Source organism: Mycobacterium sp. IDUB_17 (genome assembly GCF_055419465.1).
The window spans coordinates 1249948-1267487 of sequence record NZ_JBVAXS010000001.1; the positions used below are offsets into that span (position 1 = coordinate 1249948).

At 65.4% G+C, this 17540-nt stretch carries 17 protein-coding genes; 11 read left to right on the plus strand and 6 right to left on the minus strand.

Features of this window, described 5'->3' with window-relative positions; translation table 11 throughout:
* Nucleotides 1–127 precede the first annotated feature (127 nt).
* Entirely contained in the window at nucleotides 128–1099 is a 972-nt protein-coding gene (locus ACZYZ7_RS05985) for a GlxA family transcriptional regulator (RefSeq protein ID WP_463740467.1), read from the plus strand.
* Nucleotides 1100–1109: 10 nt separating this feature from the next.
* Here ACZYZ7_RS05985 and ACZYZ7_RS05990 read toward each other — a convergent pair whose 3' ends face one another.
* On the minus strand, nucleotides 1110–1799 hold the full coding sequence (locus ACZYZ7_RS05990) for an Rv0518 family GDSL lipase (protein WP_450071899.1): 690 nt from the start codon (nucleotides 1797–1799) through the stop codon (nucleotides 1110–1112).
* Between the two features lie 157 nt (nucleotides 1800–1956).
* Nucleotides 1957–3171: an acyltransferase family protein gene (locus ACZYZ7_RS05995; RefSeq protein WP_463740567.1), complete on the minus strand. Its 1215-nt coding sequence runs from the start codon at nucleotides 3169–3171 to the stop codon at nucleotides 1957–1959.
* A gap of 409 nt (nucleotides 3172–3580) precedes the next feature.
* Between ACZYZ7_RS05995 and ACZYZ7_RS06000 the strand changes: the two genes are divergently transcribed.
* Nucleotides 3581–3832 (plus strand): hypothetical protein, encoded by a 252-nt coding sequence (locus ACZYZ7_RS06000; protein WP_450071930.1) that lies wholly within the window; start codon nucleotides 3581–3583, stop codon nucleotides 3830–3832.
* Between the two features lie 18 nt (nucleotides 3833–3850).
* Here ACZYZ7_RS06000 and ACZYZ7_RS06005 read toward each other — a convergent pair whose 3' ends face one another.
* Nucleotides 3851–4402: a hypothetical protein gene (locus ACZYZ7_RS06005; protein ID WP_463740468.1), complete on the minus strand. Its 552-nt coding sequence runs from the start codon at nucleotides 4400–4402 to the stop codon at nucleotides 3851–3853.
* Nucleotides 4403–4502: 100 nt separating this feature from the next.
* Here ACZYZ7_RS06005 and ACZYZ7_RS06010 point away from each other — a divergent pair, with 100 nt between their 5' ends.
* The 5 genes from ACZYZ7_RS06010 (at nucleotide 4503) to ACZYZ7_RS06030 (ending at nucleotide 10342) form a co-directional block, all read left to right on the plus strand.
* On the plus strand, nucleotides 4503–5663 hold the full coding sequence (locus ACZYZ7_RS06010) for an alkaline phosphatase family protein (RefSeq protein WP_463740469.1): 1161 nt from the start codon (nucleotides 4503–4505) through the stop codon (nucleotides 5661–5663).
* 47 nt (nucleotides 5664–5710) lie between these two features.
* Entirely contained in the window at nucleotides 5711–6043 is a 333-nt protein-coding gene (locus ACZYZ7_RS06015; RefSeq protein ID WP_450071902.1) for a DUF732 domain-containing protein, read from the plus strand.
* A 38-nt stretch (nucleotides 6044–6081) separates the two neighbouring features.
* On the plus strand, nucleotides 6082–6546 hold the full coding sequence (locus ACZYZ7_RS06020; RefSeq protein ID WP_463740470.1) for a DUF5078 domain-containing protein: 465 nt from the start codon (nucleotides 6082–6084) through the stop codon (nucleotides 6544–6546).
* 416 nt (nucleotides 6547–6962) lie between these two features.
* Complete coding sequence (locus ACZYZ7_RS06025; protein ID WP_286175001.1) at nucleotides 6963–7448, plus strand: MmpS family transport accessory protein; 486 nt, start codon at nucleotides 6963–6965, stop codon at nucleotides 7446–7448.
* Nucleotides 7445–10342, plus strand: coding sequence for an MMPL/RND family transporter (locus ACZYZ7_RS06030; protein WP_463740471.1), 2898 nt, complete (start codon nucleotides 7445–7447; stop codon nucleotides 10340–10342). The genes ACZYZ7_RS06025 and ACZYZ7_RS06030 overlap by 4 nt, the downstream gene beginning before the upstream one ends.
* On the opposite strand, the gene ACZYZ7_RS06035 is transcribed toward ACZYZ7_RS06030, so the two are convergent.
* On the minus strand, nucleotides 10339–11112 hold the full coding sequence (locus tag ACZYZ7_RS06035) for an ArsR/SmtB family transcription factor (RefSeq protein ID WP_450071931.1): 774 nt from the start codon (nucleotides 11110–11112) through the stop codon (nucleotides 10339–10341). The two genes, ACZYZ7_RS06030 and ACZYZ7_RS06035, sit on opposite strands and share 4 nt — an antisense overlap.
* 549 nt (nucleotides 11113–11661) lie before the next feature.
* Between ACZYZ7_RS06035 and ACZYZ7_RS06040 the strand changes: the two genes are divergently transcribed.
* Both ACZYZ7_RS06040 and yaaA read left to right on the plus strand, forming a co-directional pair.
* Nucleotides 11662–12327, plus strand: a complete 666-nt coding sequence (locus tag ACZYZ7_RS06040) for a C40 family peptidase (RefSeq protein ID WP_463740472.1) — start codon at nucleotides 11662–11664, stop codon at nucleotides 12325–12327.
* Nucleotides 12328–12380: 53 nt separating this feature from the next.
* A complete protein-coding gene (gene yaaA / locus ACZYZ7_RS06045) occupies nucleotides 12381–13127 on the plus strand; it encodes a peroxide stress protein YaaA (RefSeq protein WP_463740473.1) in 747 nt (248 codons plus the stop codon).
* A gap of 13 nt (nucleotides 13128–13140) precedes the next feature.
* Here yaaA and ACZYZ7_RS06050 read toward each other — a convergent pair whose 3' ends face one another.
* Both ACZYZ7_RS06050 and ACZYZ7_RS06055 read right to left on the minus strand, forming a co-directional pair.
* Nucleotides 13141–13845: a TauD/TfdA dioxygenase family protein gene (locus ACZYZ7_RS06050; protein ID WP_463740474.1), complete on the minus strand. Its 705-nt coding sequence runs from the start codon at nucleotides 13843–13845 to the stop codon at nucleotides 13141–13143.
* Nucleotides 13846–13958: 113 nt separating this feature from the next.
* Nucleotides 13959–14855, minus strand: coding sequence for a LysR family transcriptional regulator (locus tag ACZYZ7_RS06055; RefSeq protein WP_450071907.1), 897 nt, complete (start codon nucleotides 14853–14855; stop codon nucleotides 13959–13961).
* An 85-nt stretch (nucleotides 14856–14940) separates the two neighbouring features.
* Here ACZYZ7_RS06055 and ACZYZ7_RS06060 point away from each other — a divergent pair, with 85 nt between their 5' ends.
* Both ACZYZ7_RS06060 and ACZYZ7_RS06065 read left to right on the plus strand, forming a co-directional pair.
* Complete coding sequence (locus tag ACZYZ7_RS06060) at nucleotides 14941–16104, plus strand: serine hydrolase domain-containing protein (RefSeq protein WP_463740475.1); 1164 nt, start codon at nucleotides 14941–14943, stop codon at nucleotides 16102–16104.
* Between the two features lies 1 nt (nucleotide 16105).
* On the plus strand, nucleotides 16106–17503 hold the full coding sequence (locus ACZYZ7_RS06065) for a purine-cytosine permease family protein (RefSeq protein WP_450071909.1): 1398 nt from the start codon (nucleotides 16106–16108) through the stop codon (nucleotides 17501–17503).
* The last annotated feature ends 37 nt before the right edge of the window (nucleotides 17504–17540 follow it).

The following is a 17540-nucleotide window of genomic DNA, read 5'->3' on the forward strand; positions in this document are numbered from 1 at the left end:
CTCTCAAACGTGGATCAGTGGGTAGGCGGGTTCAGGTGCTAACGGTGCAACCAGTCTCCGACGCGGCCCTCGGCCCGGCCCATGTCCGATGCGCCACCTTTCCCACAGAAAGCGACACAATGGACCGATGGCACAGGCGGTGGGGCCACGTGAGGTCGTGATCGTCGTGTTCGACGGGATGAAACTCCTGGATGCCGCCGGACCCGCCGAGGTTTTCGCCGAGGCCAACCGGTTCGGCGCCGACTACCGCCTCCGGATCGCCTCGGTCGACGGCGCCGACGTCACCACCTCGATCGGCACGAGGTTCGCGGTGACCGATCGGATCGCAGAGATCACCGGCGTGGATACCGTATTGGTGTCCGGCGGAGACAATCTCGTGGGTCGGCCGATCGATCCCGGGCTGGTGGCAGCGCTGCGAGACCTACCCACCCGGACCCGACGGCTGGCGTCGATCTGCACGGGGTCCTTCATTCTGGCCGAGGCCGGCCTGCTCGACGGTCGCCGGGCCACCACGCACTGGCGGCACGCACGGCTGTTGGCGCGGGCGTATCCCACGATCTCGGTCGAGCCCGACGCGATCTTCATCCGGGACGGAGACGTCTACACCTCGGCCGGGGTGTCGGCGGGCATCGACCTGGCATTGGCACTGGTGGAATCGGATTTCGGAGCTGAGCTGGTACGCAACGTCGCACGGTCACTGGTGGTGTACCTCAAGCGCGCCGGCGGCCAATCGCAGTTCTCCACGCTGGTCGAGTCGGACGCTCCCGCGGAGTCGGCGCTGCGACGGGTGACCGACGCGATCGCGGCTGACCCGACCGCAGACCACAACGTGAAAAGCCTTGCGGCACTGGCCTCATTGAGCACCCGACAGCTGACCCGGCTGTTTCAGGCCGAGCTGGGCACCACACCCGCGCGCTATGTCGAAACGGTGCGGATCGATGTCGCCCGAGCGGCCCTCGACGCGGGCCGCCAGGTCGGAGAAACCGCCCGGTTGGCCGGATTCGGGAGCGCCGAGACCCTACGACGCGTGTTCGTCAACCACCTCGGGGTATCGCCGAAGGCCTACCGAGACCGGTTCCGCACCACATCCAGTGGCTGAATGCCCACGCTCAGACCCAGCGCGGAAGCTCCTTGCCGATCAACGGCGCGATCTTGTCGGCCATATAGGCATGGCCGGCATCGGTCGGGTGGATACCGTCGGCGCCGATCAGCTCAGGGCGATCGAAGAACCACCGCTCGGCGATCGGATCGACGAACGTCGCCCCCACCTGCCGAGCCTGGTCTCGCAGGATGTCACGAACGCCCAGCAGATTCGGCGGCACATCGGCATCCACCCAAGGCGGCCCGATCACCAGCATCCGAGCGGTGGGCGCGGACTGCCGGGCCGTGGTCAGGGCATCGTGGCTCAAGCGGGTGACCGAACCCAGATCGGAGTCCTTGTCGTTGCGCGAGCCGAAGAAGACGATCAACGCGTCGTCGGGTTGCACCGCCCGGGCGGTCAGGTCGGCGAAGACGCTGCCGCGGTTGCCGCGGGCCTCGTAGCCGGCACCACCCTCGGCCACCACATCGGCATCCACCTGCACGCCCCGTTGGGCCAACTCCTGCCAGGCCAGCGGGGCCCAGTTCCTCGGCCCCATACCGCCCTCGGCGAGCATGCCTGTGGTGTAGGAATCCCCGATCACCGCGATGTGGTTGATCTGGGGATCCAGGCCCGAGGTGACATAACGCTGCTGAGGGGCCTGCGCGAACAGCCCCACCACGAGGGCGAGCGAGACAATGAAAGTGGTCAGACGACTCACTGCAACCTCCACTCCCAGCGAGACTCAGTTCGTCCCGGACCGCAATACGCCGAACAGCCTATGGTGTGAAGCTGGGCCGTAGATAGGCGGCCGGTGACACAGCGATAACAAGGGCATAACAACCTGTCGCACAGCGGGTTTGGAAGGTTACAACGGGTCAGCCCGCGCGCGCTGAAACCTCGTCGGAGGTGCCCTCGGGCTCGGTGTCGACTCGGTGCAGTTTCTTTCCGACCGAGTCAACGGGACGGATGTCGACCATTCTGCGCATCCACCTCCTCGCCGGTTCCTCGACGAGGTGATAGAGCGCGATCGCGCCGACCACTGAGATCGCGAACAGGCCGAGAAGCGTCAACTTGCCCGAGAGCGTGGGTGTCAGGGTCAGCTCGAATTGCCTGGTCGTCCAGATCCAGGCGGTGTGGACCAACTCATGCACCATGTACAGGCCGAACGAGATCTGTCCGCCGTAGACCAGAAGCCGGGTGGACAGCAACGCGGGGAGGCTGCCGACGCCGACCGCCAGGGCGACCACCTGCGGGACGAACAGGATGTCGACCATGCCGCCGGCGTCGCCGACGGTGTTCATCGGGTGCTTGTCGAAGAAGTACAGCCCGCCGACGATCACAACGCCCAGCACGATCGACAGGTAACCCGCGCGCTTCTGGGTCCGATCCGTCAGGTGCAGCTTGCGCACCGCCGCGCACGCCAACGCACCCGCGGTGAACTGCATGACGATCCTCGGCAGCCAGCTCCACGGGGTGTAGAAGTGGCCGGTGGCCATCAAGAGCACCACCGGTGGCACAGCGGCAGCGATGGCCAGCAGGACCAGGCTGCGCGCCCGGGTGGCCCGCGCGATCCGGAAGATCACCATGATCAGCGCTCCGAACAGCAGGTAGGCCAACCACTCCGCGCTGATCGACCAAGCGGGCCCGTCCCAGCTCGAACCGTCGAAGTAGGGCTGGAACCACAATTGCACCAGGAAGAGCTGACGCACGTAGCTGACGGCGTTGTAGCCGCTGGTGTCTTCGGGCGGGATATGCCCCACGTTGAGCGTGAAGATCAGCCACAGCGCGGCCAGGTGCAGCGTGACGAGATACACCGGCCACACCCGCGACAACCGCAGCCACAAGAAGTGCAACGTGGCCCGGGTGGACCAAGTTGGCCCCATCCGGTCGATGTAGTTCCAGGTCAAGACGAAACCGCTGAGGATGAAGAACAGGTCGACGCCCTGCGCGCCGCGGTCGAGTACGGGAGCCAGTGCCTTGGTGACATCGGGCGCCACCTGATACAGCAGGGGCCGGAAGTGGAACAGGACCACCCACACCGCTGCCACGATGCGCAGACCCGTCAGGGCCTTGATCTCTGCGCCGCGCACAACACCCTTTTCCGTATCCACTCAGCTGATTCGTCACTTCGCTGTTTTGAAATGTCATTGCCGCGGCTGGCCGGGCGGATCGGCCCGCGATTGACGCAACCGGCAGCTCTCGCAGACTAGCAGCGTGCCGTTACGGGGCGCGCTGTCCGCGCGGTGTGCACCACCTGGGCGACTCCCGCCCGCCGGCGACGGCGGGCTCGGATGATCTTGTGCAGCAAAGAAATTGACGCGCAGACAAGGGGACGGTGACCGTCGTGGTCAGCGGCGACGCGGCGTGTCCGATTCCTGGCCGTCGACCGGATGGCCGGATAGGGTCGGGTCACGTGATCTCTCGGGGAGGTTTGAGATGACCAGCATCATCGGCCGCTGCACCGCAGGCATCGGCGCCGTATTGGCACCGCTCGGTCTGATGGCGGTAGTCACGGTGGCGACGCCGGCCGTCAGCTGGGCCGACTGTGGGGCCGGAGAATGGTGGGACCCGGTGGCAAGTGTGTGCCGGCCACCGGTCGTGCCGTTGGGCTGTGAAAACGGTGCGTGGTGGGACCCGGTGGCCAACGCCTGTCGCCCGCCGGTGGTGCCGCCGCCCCCGATGTGCGACAACGGCTGGTGGTGGGACCCGGTCGGGACTGCCTGCCGGCCCCCGCTGATCCCGCCCGGCTGATCACTCAGCGCCGGGTCATCAGGGCATCGGCACCGAGGAACCGTCGTAATTGCGGGCATTGTTGTTGAGTGAATCCATCCACGCGCGCAGCTTGGCCTGGCCGACCAAAGCCGGGATGGTGCCGTTGGCTGGGGTGTCGGGGACGGCGTCGGTCGGCTGCCACGGCTGGCAGCCACTGGTCTTGAACGCCTTGTCGGTGGCCTCGATCGTGATGACCTGTGGCTTCTTGGTGAACGCGTTGTCGATGATGTCGCCACCGTGCAGATCGGCCATCCGCTTCCAATAGCAGGTGCCGCCCTCGACCGGCCCAGCCGAGGCGTAGTTGCCGGGTTGGATATCGGTACCGACCATGAAGAGGCCGTCGTGGTCCATTGCCTTCGCAGCCACGGGCGCAGCGGGGGCACCGGGCGCGGCGGGTGCAGCGGGTGCCGCATCGACCGGGCCCGGAGGCGGGCCTGGCGCAGGGACGGGCGCCGGCGTCTCCGGATCGGCACTGGCAATGCCACTGAACGCCCCACCTGCGGACACCGCCAAAGCGGCGGCGAAGATCACGGCTTTCATCGGCTTCATGAAAACCCAGCGTACCGGGTACGGCGGAGTGGTCGGGCGCACTTGCGGGGAGGTCTGCCTTGCCAAAACCCGCTGACGTGATCTGTGGCACGCTCGCGGAGTGGAGTCTCCGCGTCCCGATCCCGATGCACCCCACCTGGCCGACGTCGTGCCCTCGGTACTCGCCGCGATGGGGGCGCCAGGATTCGAACCGCGTCTGTTCTGGTCCAGCCCGATCCGCGGCGCATGTGTCCTGCTGATCGACGGGCTCGGCGCGGAACTGCTCGCCACCCATGCCGCCGATGCGCCGGTCCTGACGGCCTTGGCCGACCAGTCGCCCTCCCGGACTCTGAGTGTCGGGTTTCCATCGACCACGGCAGCAGGATTGGCGGCCATCGGCACCGGGCGCCGCTCGGGCGACCACGGTTTTGTCGGCTACTCGTTCCGGGTCCCCGAGGCCGGTCCGGAATTCGACGTCATCAATGCGCTGCGGTGGCGCCCCCATCCGTGGGGGCCGGACCTGCGCGACCGTGTGGTGCCCGAGTTGATTCAACCGTCGCCCACCACCTTCGAGCGTGCTGGGGCGGCCGGGTTCGAGGTCTCGGTCGTCTCGGGCGCCGAGCACGCCGGTTCGGGTCTGACCCGGGCGCTCCTGCGCGGCGGACGCTATGTCGGGGTGACCGCACTCGGCGATCTCGCGGCCGGGGTCATCGCAGCCGTCGCGGGCAGCGGCTTCTGCTACGGATACCACGCCGACCTCGACCTGGTGGGCCACCTGCACGGACCCGGCTCGCCTGCGTGGCGGATGCAGTTGCGGCAGGTCGACCGCCTGGTGGAATCGGTGTTGGAGGCCCTGCCGTCAGAATGCCTGCTGACCGTCGTGGCCGACCACGGGATGGTCACCGTGGACCCGGCCGCCGTGCACGACATCGACGAGTGTGAACCGCTGCGCGACGGCGTGACCGCCATCGGCGGCGAGGCCCGCGCCCGCCACGTCTACACCGCCGCCGGGGCGGCCGACGACGTTCTCGCGGCGTGGCGCACCACCCTGAGCGATTCCGCGTGGGTGATGTCGCGAGATGAGGCAATCGCTGAGGGGTGGTTCGGCCCGCGGGTACGCGACGACGTCCGATCCCGCATCGGCGACGTCGTCGCCGCGGCCCGCGGGGCCGCCGCGTTGCTGCGGCGTTCCGTCGAGCCCATGGAGTCGTCGTTGATCGGCCATCACGGTTCGCTGACGAGCGCCGAACAGTATGTCCCGATGGTGTCTGCAATCGGATGAGTAAACCGCACACACGAAACAGGCTTAGATGGGCTAAGATTCACCGCATGAAGCTTGCAGGTCTGGCAGCAATCGGCGCCGCGGCGGCTATCGCCTTCGCCGCTCCCGCACAAGCCGATCCCGACACCGATTTCGCGAATGAGCTGCACACTTTCGGCATCTATGGGCAGCGTGACTACAACGCCTGGATCGCCAAGATCATGTGCAAGCGACTGCACAACGGTGTCGACCACAATGCCCAGGACTCGGTCGGTTTCGTGAAAAAGCAGCTGGCCAAGGACAGCTCCGATGCCCAGTCGTGGCAGTTCCTTGGTACCGCAATCAATTACTACTGCCCCGATCAGCGCTTTATCTACGAACAGGCCGCTACCCGGCCGTAGTCTGATTCCCGACGCCGATCTCAGAGCTTTGGAGCGAGATGTTGAATCGCAAGAGTGTCAAGAACCTGATCCGTACCGGAGTGGCCGCCTGTGCCGTCGCCGGGAGCTTGGCCGGGGCCGGCATCGCCTCGGCCGACGCCACCGATGACTACCCGATCCCCAACCGGATCCTCAGGACGCCGTGCACCGCGGAGCAGATCATGGCCGCCGCCCGCGACGTCGAACCGGTGTACTACGAGCGCTACATGATCGACTACAACAACAAGCCGGTCGCCGATCAGCAGGGCGCCCAGGACCGGATCCACTGGTTCTTCTCCATGGACTACGCGGGCCGCCGCCAGTACTCCGAGAACACCGCCACCAACGCCTTCTTCGAGAACATGGCCTGGCGCTGGCCGAACTGGGCCAAGCTGTTCTTCAACAACAAGGGCGTCGCGGCCAACACCACCGACGTCTGCCAGAACTACCCGCCCAACGACATGTCCGTCTGGGATTGGCACTAGCCACCGAGTTCGATGAGGACGGGGCCCCGTCGCCGGTCACGCGGCGGTGGGGCCCCGCTTTATTCCCGTTAGCTCCATCACAATCGGTGGCTCCGCAGAGGCCCGCTTGCTTTTTGCGCAATACGAAAAAGCCGCTCCACCTCGCCCTGCGCACCTCAGGGCAACGTTCGACGATCATCCAAGGCTGGACATTGGGCGCGCGGAGTCAAGGCTGTGTCACCGTTTTGCGACTCATTTAAATAGGCTAATATCTCGCTAAGTTCTGGTTAGCCATTCGGCTAGACAACGAGACGGATCGAGGTGAACATGGCGAACAGGCCCTCCCCCTCGGGCTGCCCTGCCGCCTGCGTGTCGACCTCGCCCCACCTGCCCATTGCCCACATTGCCCACACCCGACGGACCGGTGCCTTTTCACGATGATCAACGCGACGACCAACGCGACGAAAACCCCTCGCCGGAAACAGTTTTCGATTTCAGGCCTGGCAAGGAAGTTCTGGATTCCGTTGATCATCATCGTGGTGGTGTTGGTGGGCGGGTTCACGGTGATGCGGGTCCGCACGTTCTTCGGCGCAGGCGGCGGCTCCGGCATCTCCAGCGCCAAGGTCGATGACACCAAACCGTTCGACCCCAAAGTCGTGGTCTATGAGATCTACGGCGAGCCCGGCGCGACCGCGGACGTGAACTATCTCGATCTCGACGCTCAGCCCCAGCGCATCGACGGGGTGACCCTGCCGTGGACGCTGCGGTTGGAATCCACCGCACCGTCGGTGTTCCCCAACATCGTGGCCCAGGGCGACGGCAGCACGATCAGCTGCCGCATCACCGTCGATGACGAACTCAAGGACGAGAGAACCTCCAACGGCGTGAACGCCCAGACCTTCTGCTTGGTGAAATCCGCATGAGCACCCACGACGCCCCGACCGAAGCCTTCCCGGTCACCGGGCCGCGGCATGCCCAGCACGGCGGGATCGCCAAGTGGATCCGGCGCCTGGCAGTGCCCATCATCATCGGCTGGGTCGCCCTTATCGGCGTCCTGAACACCGTTGTGCCCCAGCTCGAAGAGGTGGGCAAGATGCGGTCGGTGTCGATGAGCCCCGACCAGGCGCCGTCGATGATCGCCATGAAGCGCGTCGGCGAGGTGTTCCAGGAGTTCAAGTCCAACAGCTCGGTCATGGTCGTGCTCGAGGGCGAAGAGCCACTGGACATCAAGGCGCACGATTACTACGACGAAGTCGTCGCCAAGCTCGAGGCCGACAAGGCGCACGTCGAGCACGTCCAGGATTTCTGGGGCGACCCGCTGACCGCCTCCGGTGCGCAGAGCTCCGACGGCAAGGCCTCCTACGTGCAGGTCTACACCGCCGGCAACCAGGGCGAGGCGCTGGCCAACGAATCAGTCGAAGCCGTCCAGAAGATCGTCGAGAGTGTCACGCCGCCGCCGGGCGTCAAGACCTATGTGACCGGGCCGGCCGCGTTGGCCGCCGACCAGCACATCGCCGGTGACCGAAGTGTCAAGATCATCGAGGCGCTGACCTTCACGGTCATCATCATCATGCTGCTGCTGGTCTACCGGTCCGTCGTCACGGTGATCCTCACCCTGGTCATGGTGGTGCTCTCACTCTCAGCGGCACGCGGCGTCGTCGCCGCTCTGGGTTACTACGACATCATCGGCCTGTCCACGTTCGCGACGAACCTGTTGGTGACTCTGGCGATCGCCGCGTCCACCGACTACGCGATCTTCCTGATAGGCCGATATCAAGAGGCCCGAAGTATCGGTGAGGACCGGGAACAGTCCTACTACACGATGTTCCACGGCACCGCGCATGTGGTGCTGGGCTCGGGTCTGACCATCGCCGGCGCCACGCTGTGTCTGCACTTCACGAATCTGCCGTACTTCCAGTCGCTGGGCATCCCGTTGGCCATCGGCATGGTCACCGGCGTTGTCGCCGCCCTGACCCTGGGGCCGGCCATCATCACGGTGGCCAGCAAGTTCGGCAAGACGCTGGAACCCAAGCGGGCCATGCGCACCCGCGGCTGGCGCAAGATCGGTGCGGCCGTGGTGCGTTGGCCCGGACCGATCCTGATCGCCACCATCGCGCTGTCGCTGATCGGTCTGTTGACTCTCCCCGGCTACCGGACCAACTACAACGACCGCAAGTATCTGCCCGCTGATCTGCCGGCCAACACCGGGTACGCCGCATCCGACCGGCACTTCTCCCAGGCGCGGATGAACCCCGAACTGCTGCTGATCGAGAGCGATCACGATCTGCGCAATTCCGCCGACTTCCTGGTCATCGACCGAATCGCCAAGCGGATCTTCCAGGTGCCCGGTATCTCCCGGGTCCAGGCCATCACGCGCCCGCAGGGAACGCCGATCGAGCACACCTCGATCCCGTTCCAGATCAGCATGCAGGGCACGACCCAGATGATGAACATGAAATACATGCAGGACCGCATGAAGGACATGTTGAAGATGGCCGACGAGATGCAGACCACCGTCGACACCATGCAGCAGATGCTGGTGCTGGTGAAGGAAATGTCCGACACCACCCACAGCATGGTCGGCAAGATGCACAGCATGGTCGCCGACGTGGCTGAAATGCGGGATCACATCGCGGATTTCGACGACTTCTTCCGGCCGATCCGCAACTACCTGTACTGGGAACCGAAGTGCTTCAACATTCCCATGTGCTGGTCGATCCGGTCGATCTTCGACACCCTCGACGGTATCGACACCATGACCGATGACATCCAGAAGATGATGCCGGACTTGGATCGTCTCGATCAGCTGATGCCCCAGATGCTCACGATCATGCCGCCGATGATCACGACGATGAAGAACATGAAGAACATGATGCTGACCATGCAGGCCACGATGGGCGGTCTGCAGGATCAGATGGAAGCGATGATGGAGAACCAGACGGCTATGGGTCAGGCCTTCGACGCTTCCAAGAACGACGACTCGTTCTATCTGCCACCGGAGACCTTCGACAATCCGGACTTCAAGCGCGGCATGAAGATGTTCCTGTCCCCCGACGGGCATGCGGTGCGGTTCATCATCAGCCACGAAGGCGACCCGATGAGCCCCGAGGGAATCTCCCACATCGCGGCGATTCAAAACGCCGCCAAGGAGGCGATCAAGGGCACCCCGCTGGAGGGATCCAAGATCTACCTCGGCGGTACCGCGGCCACCTTCAAGGACATGCAGGAAGGCGCCAACTACGACCTGCTGATCGCCGGAATCGCAGCACTGTGCCTGATTTTCATCATCATGCTGATCCTCACGCGCAGCGTGGTGGCCGCGGCGGTCATCGTCGGCACGGTGGTGCTGTCCCTCGGCGCATCCTTCGGTCTGTCGGTGCTGATCTGGCAGCACCTGATCGGCCTGGAACTGCACTGGATGGTGCTCGCGATGGCGGTCATCGTGCTGTTGGCCGTCGGCGCGGACTACAACCTGCTGCTGGTGTCCCGGTTCAAGGAGGAGATCCACGCCGGCTTGAACACCGGCATCATCCGCGCCATGGGCGGCACCGGGTCGGTGGTCACCTCGGCGGGCCTGGTGTTCGCGTTCACCATGATGTCGATGGCGGTCAGCGAGCTCGCCGTGATCGGCCAGGTCGGCACCACGATCGGCCTGGGCCTGCTGTTCGACACCCTGGTCATCCGGTCCTTCATGACCCCGTCGATCGCGGCCCTGATGGGCAAGTGGTTCTGGTGGCCGCAACGGGTGCGTCAGCGTCCGCTGCCGGCGCCGTGGCCCACCCACGTCCAGCGTGAGCCGCAGGACTCGCTGGTCTAGTCAGCCTGCTCCAGCCCGGACTTCAGGCTGGACAGCTTGAGCGGCCAACCGTGCGCAATCAGTTCCCGCACGATGCTGCCCGGGTCGAACCCGTCGTGGGTCACGGTGAGCTTCACCTGATCCCCGACGGGTTCGATGTCGAACGACACCCGTGACCGGCGTTCGGCCGCGGCCTGGGCAATGGCCTCCTCGCTCAGATCCGGGGCGATCTGCTGCAGGTCGGGCGTGAACGCGTGGAACATGAAGGCCATCCGCTGGTACGGATCAGACTCGACGATCACCTGCTCGGGGTCCTCGATGCGAAGCCCGTTCTCGACCCAGACGTAGGTCGAGCCCCTCTGCCATTCGGATTCGATGGCGTGCCCCAGGTAGCCGCGGGAGAACGCCGGATTGGTGATCGCCTGCCACAGCCGTTCCGGGGTGGTGCGGATATAGGTCGTGTACACGAACTCTCCGGCCGGGTTGGGAGTCTCCAATACCGTCTTCAGGTCCGCGAGGGTCTGCATCCTCGTGGAGTCGTAGCGGTCGATCCAGCGGTCCGCGATGGCATTGATCGGTTCGGCGTTGACGTAGTGCAGTTTTTCCCGGCCCTGGCGGACTGTCGTGACGAGGTTGGCCGCCTCCAACACGGCCAGATGCTTGCTGACCGACTGCCGAGCCATCGACAGGCCGCTGCAGAGCTCTCGCAGACTCTGTCCGTCGCGGTCATTGAGGCTGTCCAAAAGTAGCCGCCGACTCGGGTCGGCCAGTGCTTTGAAGACTTCGTCCACCCTCGCCATCCCCTCACATGCTTCCGATCGGTCGCCCGTGTCCATCATGCAGCCAACAGGCTGCATGTCAACTTTCACTCACGCCGAGGACGGGCGCCAGAACCATGAATGAGCACGCTGGATCGGGGGCGGCCAGCCACCATGAAAAGAGAGTCGACGTTGCCGGCACGACCACGTCCGTTTCCTTGTACATCTGGGGCACCGCGGTGCGCCGGGTCACCGATGCCAATCATGCCCCCGAGTCGGACGGATGCCCGGGTGGTGCCCGAAATCCCATTCACATCAATGTAATTCGGCACACCGTTGCTCTGCGCAAGCCGACAATCGACCGGACGATTCGCATCACAAGCCCAGTGCCACAGCACTATTGGCGATAGTTGCAGACGTCTACCCATACCCGGGCAAACACGTGCCACTGGCAACCGAATTGCACGCGCAGGTAACCGCACTCATTTCCAAAATGCGTGAATCAGTCCATATGGAGCACCCGTTGTGAACGGAGTCACATATTTTGCCCGGTCAAAATCTGCTCTGCTAGCGTCCCGCCGCATGTTTGCTATCGCGACGCTTATGGCGCTTGTCCAGCAGGTTTCGGGCACGCCGTACATCTCCGGTGGAGACTCCCCATCGGGAACTGACTGCTCGGGCCTGGCTTCTTGGGTCAGCAACATGGCCACCGGCCGACCGGTCTACGGAGACCGCTTCAACACCGGCAATCAGGAGCGCGCGCTCCTGGCCCGTGGCTTCAAGTACGGCACCCAGCCCGGCGCCCTGGTGATCGGCTGGAACAGCGGCCATACCGCGGTGACCCTGCCGGACGGCACGCCCGTTTCCTCGGGCGAGGGTGGCCACGGAGTGCGGGTGGGTGGCGGCGGCGCCTACCAGCGCCAGTTCAACCACCACATGTACCTGCCGATGGCAGAAGAGGCACCGCAGGATGCGCCTGCAGACGCGCCCCTGCCCTTCGACGCACCCCCGCCGCCCCCGGCCCCGATCGAACTGATGGCGGCCCCGGCTCCGATCGATCCCTTCGCACCACCGCCCCCGGCTGATCCGATGGCCGCCCCCGCCCCGATGGACCCCTTCGCGCCGCCGCCCCCGGCTGACGCGATGCCGCCGGCGCCCCCGATGGACGGCCCCGCGCCGATCATGCTGGACGTCCCGCCCCCGCCGGCGCCCCCGGCTCCCGAGGAACCGGCTCCCATCGCCATCTGAGATCACACCTGTCGGTGGTCAGCGGGCCGCGATCGTTCGGATAACGTCTGGATGTGATCGTGCTCCTGCCACCGTCGGAGACCAAACGCACCGGCGGGGACGGCCCGCCGGTGCGTTTGGACATTCTGAGCTCGCCTCAACTCACCCCGCTTCGCCAGTCGCTGCTCGACGAACTTGTCGATCTCGCCGCAGACCCGCCGGCGTGCCGCAAGGCCCTGGCCATCTCCGCCAGCCAGGACGTTGAGATCGAGCGCAACGCCGCGCTCCGGCAGGCGCCCACGATGCCGGCCATCGAGCGATACACCGGGGTGTTGTACGACGCGCTCGACATCGGATCCCTGCGCGGCGCGGCCGCCGCCCGGGCCCGCACCCGATTGGCGGTCGGATCGGCGTTGTTCGGTCTGCTTCGGGCCGATGATCCGGTGCCCGCCTACCGACTCTCCGCCTCCTCAAAGCTGCCCGGTCAGCCCGGACTGGCCAAACTGTGGCGCCCGCTGCTGGAGCCGGTGCTGGCCGACATTTCCGCACGTGAGCTGATCGTGGACCTTCGGTCCGGCTCATACGCGGGGTTGGGCCGGATTCCCGGTGCCGTCCGCGTGCAGGTGCTGGCCGAACACGACGACGGGCACCGCACCGTGGTCAGCCACTTCAACAAGGCGCACAAAGGTCACCTGGCCCGCGCGCTGGCCGGCTCCCGAAGCGAGCCCGACGATGCTGCCGCGGTCGCCGGAGTCGCCCGCCGTGCCGGGATGCACGTGGAGCGTGACGGGAACGAACTCACTGTCGTGGTGCCGGCCTGACGGCTCGAACGGCTCAGGCTGCCTCGAACGGCTCGCCGTCCAATGCCTGCGATGGCCGGCCATCCGGCCCCACCGGCACATCCCCCACGAGCGTCACGCGATACAACCGGCGGTCGTGCTCGGCGGTGAGATCCGACGGCGCGAGATGCACGGTCGAGCGGTTGTCCCAGAACGCGATGCTGCCCGGCTCCCACTTGAACCGCACGGTGTACTCGGGTCGCACCAGCTCGTCGTAGAACAGGCCCAGCAGGCGACGACTCTCGTGCGGTGACACGTCGACGATATGGCTGGTGAAACCGGGGTTGACGTAAAGCGCCCGCTCCCCTGTCTCAGGGTGCACCCGCACGACGGGATGCTCGGTCAGCAGCGGACGCCGCTTCACCCGGCGCTCGTAATCCTCGGTTGCCGTCGCGCCGTCCGGCGGCGAGAAGCGGTGCACCGCCCGCAGCCCGTCGGCCAATCGCTGCAACGGTGCGGACAATCCGTCGTACGCGGCAACGGTGTTGGCCCACTGGGTGTCGCCGCCGTACGGCGGGATCACCTCGGCCCGAAGTATCGAAAGAGTTCGCGGCCGTTGTCGTTTGGTGGGTCGCGGGATGCTGAAGATACAGAGAACGACAGTGTGGGGACTCCGTTGCCTGAATCCCCTTTTGAGGTCCGTTTCGTTCTTTCCTCGGGGAGCAGACGAGCTAACTGTTGAGCAGATTTTCGCCGGCACCGCCGTTAGACCTCGATCGATGACTCGGCGATGCGGTACGGCGTGTGGTCGATCCCGGCCAGCGGCGCGTTTCTAGCCGCTCCGGGATTGGTCGACTTCACGGCCCCGGACCCTCAGAACCGTTCAGCGGTTTGTCTGACGACGGTGTCGGAGAAGCGCCGCAGTTGTTCTGCGAACTCGGACAGGGACCGGGCAGCGTAGTGCGCCGGATTCCAGCAGGCGTGGATCGTCAGCAACACCGGCTCGCCGACGTGGTCGAGAATGAGCAGCGGCCGGGCACCGAAGCGTTCCAGGTCGGTGACAACGGCCACGCCGCGATCGGCCGCGGCCAGTGCCTGTCGCAGTGGTGGCGACTCGACTTCTTCGTAGCCGCGGTACTGCAGCCCGGCCCGGTTGATCGCTTCGTCGAAGACGAGCCGAGTCGGGTCTGCGCGGGTCGGAAGCAGCAGCGGGGCCTGTGAAAGCTCGCCGAGGGAGATCGTCGGCCGGGAAGCCCATGCGTGTTCGCGTGCGACATAGGCCCGCAGCGGCACACTGGTCAGGCGGGTCCAGGTGAGCCTGCTGGCGGGCGGCGGCGTGGCCGCAAGTCCGAGATCGTGGCCGCCGAATACCGCGTCGTGCACCGCTTCCGACGGCACCTCGACAACAGAGATGAACGGGTCCTGTGCGCCCAGGGTCGCGGTGAACGGTGCAAGGACGTACTCGATCGTCGTGTTCGCTGCGGCGACGGATACCCGGGTCAAGTGCCCCTGAGCGATCTGCTGCGCGGCCATCGTCGCCCGGTCGGCGCGAGCCACGATGTCGGCGGCGACGTCGAGCATGTGCCGGCCCGCGTCGGTGAGAGCGAGCCGCGGGCCGTGGCGGGCAAAGAGACTCACGCCGAGATCGTCTTCGAGTCGTTGAAGTTGTCGGGAGATCGCCGGCTGGGCCACATGCAGTCGGGCGGCCGCGGCCGTCACAGTGCCGCATTGGGCGACCGCAAGGAAGTATCGCAGATGTCGCAGCTCCACAACCAGCAACAATAACCTTTAGATATGGATATTCCTTCATATCAGGTCTTTGACGAATCATCAGTGCAGATCCACGATCATTCGCATGAATCGCGACGAACACCCGGCAGTGAATAGCTGGCTCACCCCACCGCACCACCGTCAGGGACTGCACCGGGTCGAGCATATGGTCCGCTGCGCAACGATCGGCCGGGGGGACAATCCCGTACGCGAGTTGCCAACCGCCGCAGAACCGCTCGATTGGGACACGGTCACCGTCGGCGCTGTCGAGGGTGGCGAGATCAGCGGGAGCGAGTATCTCCGCCGCACCCACACCGACGGGATCATCGTGCTGTATGGAGACGAGATTGTCTTCGAGCGCTACTTCGGCGACTTCTCCCCGGCTACAACCCACATCGTCATGTCGATCTCGAAGTCGTTCTGCGGCATGCTGTCCGGAATTCTGGTCGCGACGGGTGAGCTCGACCTTGTCGCGCAAGTCCGGCACTACGTTCCGGAGCTGGACGGGACCTCGTTCGGCGCGGCCTCCGTCGAGCAACTGCTGGATATGACGGCGGCGCCGCACTACGACATGTCCTACCTCGACCCGGCCGCCGAGGTGCACGCGGGCGACCGCGCAGCCGGCTGGCGGCCACGGCACGCCGGAGACGTCGTCGGCACGCGAGCCTTCCTGGGCCAGTTGCGTGGCGCCGGACAACACGGCGCCGGATTCCAATACTGCTCGGGTACAACGGATGTGCTGTCCTGGGTGCTGGAGCGTGTCGGCGGCGCCCCCTACCGAGAATTGATGGCGGAGCACCTCTGGTCCAGAATCGGCGCCGAGGCCGACGCCTTTGTCACCGTCGACGACAACGACACCCCCTATGCCTGCGCCGGCATGGGTATGCGACTGCGCGACCTGGCCCGGTTCGGGCGGCTGGTCCTGGATGGCGGGCAGCGTGACGGTACGTCGATTATCCCGGCCGGCTGGATTGACGAAACCCGTCGCGGCGGGAGGTTCGCGACTACCGCCGAATCGGATGCGGCCCCGGCCGGCACCTACAAAAACCAATGGTGGATCCCAAGCGACGCACACGAAAGCTTTTACGGGGTTGGAATTTTCGGTCAGTACCTCTGGCTCGATCCGACGGCCGACGTGGTGATCGCGAAGTTTTCCGCCGAAGACTCTCCGGTAGCCGACGGCCCCGAATCGGTGCATGCACTGGCCGCCATCGCCCGAGCCACGGCCAGAACCGCGCAGGAGGTCTGAGATGGAACGCAGTCCGGCACGCGGCGACGCTCTGGAACACCGCTCGATCGACTACGTCCCACCCAGTGAACGTCACGGCAAACCGTGGCACCTGTTCACCATCTGGTTCTCCAGCAACGTCCAGATCACCGGGTTCGTCAACGGTCTGCTCGCCGTGACGATCGGGCTCAACCTTGACTGGGCGATCGGGGCAATCCTGATCGGCAATCTCGTCGGTGGCCTGTTCATGGCCTACCACTCGATTCAGGGGCCACGACTCGGCGTCCCGCAGATGATCCAGAGTCGAGCTCAGTTCGGCTTTCTCGGCGCGCTCCTGCCGGCCGCCCTCGTCCTGGTCATGTACATGGGCTTTCAGGTTGAGGGCGCTGTCATCACCGGGCCGGCGCTCGCGAACTGGGCGCATATCTCGCTCACCTGGTCGATTGTCATCCAAGTCGCCGTGCCGTCGGTGATCGCAATCGTCGGCTACAAGCTCCTGCACTTGTCCTCCCGGGTGGTCAGTGTGGTGTCGGTCTTGCTGTTCGCCGTGCTGACGGTGGCGCTGAGCGATCACCTCCCGGAGCACCTGCCGGCCGGTCCCGCACCGTCATTCGGCACCATACTGCTGGGCATCTCGATCTTCGTCTCCTGGCAGTTGACCTGGGCGCCCTACGTGTCGGACTACTCTCGGTACCTCCCCGAGGACACTCCGTCACGGACGACCTTCCTGTGGACCTACCTCGGATCGGCCGTCGGTGCCTCCTGGGTGATGATTCTCGGCGCCATGGCCGCCACCATCAGTGCCGAGGCCGTCGGTGAAGACGCCGTCGGAATGCTCAGCGACCAGGTTCCCGGTTTGAGCTCGGTGATCCTGCTCGCCATCATCATCGGTGCCGTCCCAGCCGGGGCGTACGGGGCCTACGGCATGTATCTGACGGCGATCAGCGCTATCTCGGTCAAGGGCCACGGCTCGTCAACCGCGTTGGTACGTACCGTCTTCATCGTCGTCGCCGGTGTGATAGCCACCGCCGCGACCCTGCTGGCCAGCGGCGACGTCCTGGAGACGGTCCAGAACATCACCCTATTCCTGCTGTATCTGCTCGTACCGTGGACGGCGATCAATCTGACGGACTTCTACCTCGTGCGTCGCGGCCATTACAACGTTGGCGAACTGTTCAAGGCTCGCGGCGAATACGGCCTGGTGAACTGGCCTGCGCTCGTCATCTATCTGGTGGCCATCGGCGCGGAGATCCCCTTCATCAACAGCAGTCTGTATGTCGGTCCGTTTGTCGATCACCTAGGCGGGGCAGACATCTCGTGGATTGTCGGGCTCGTGGTGGCAACCGCTCTCTATATGATCTACGCCCGTATGACGCCTCACCGTGACCAGGTGGCCGCGGAGGCTCTCGTCCACATCTAATCCAGACCTGCACCGGGCGCCGGGACCATCCGTGCCG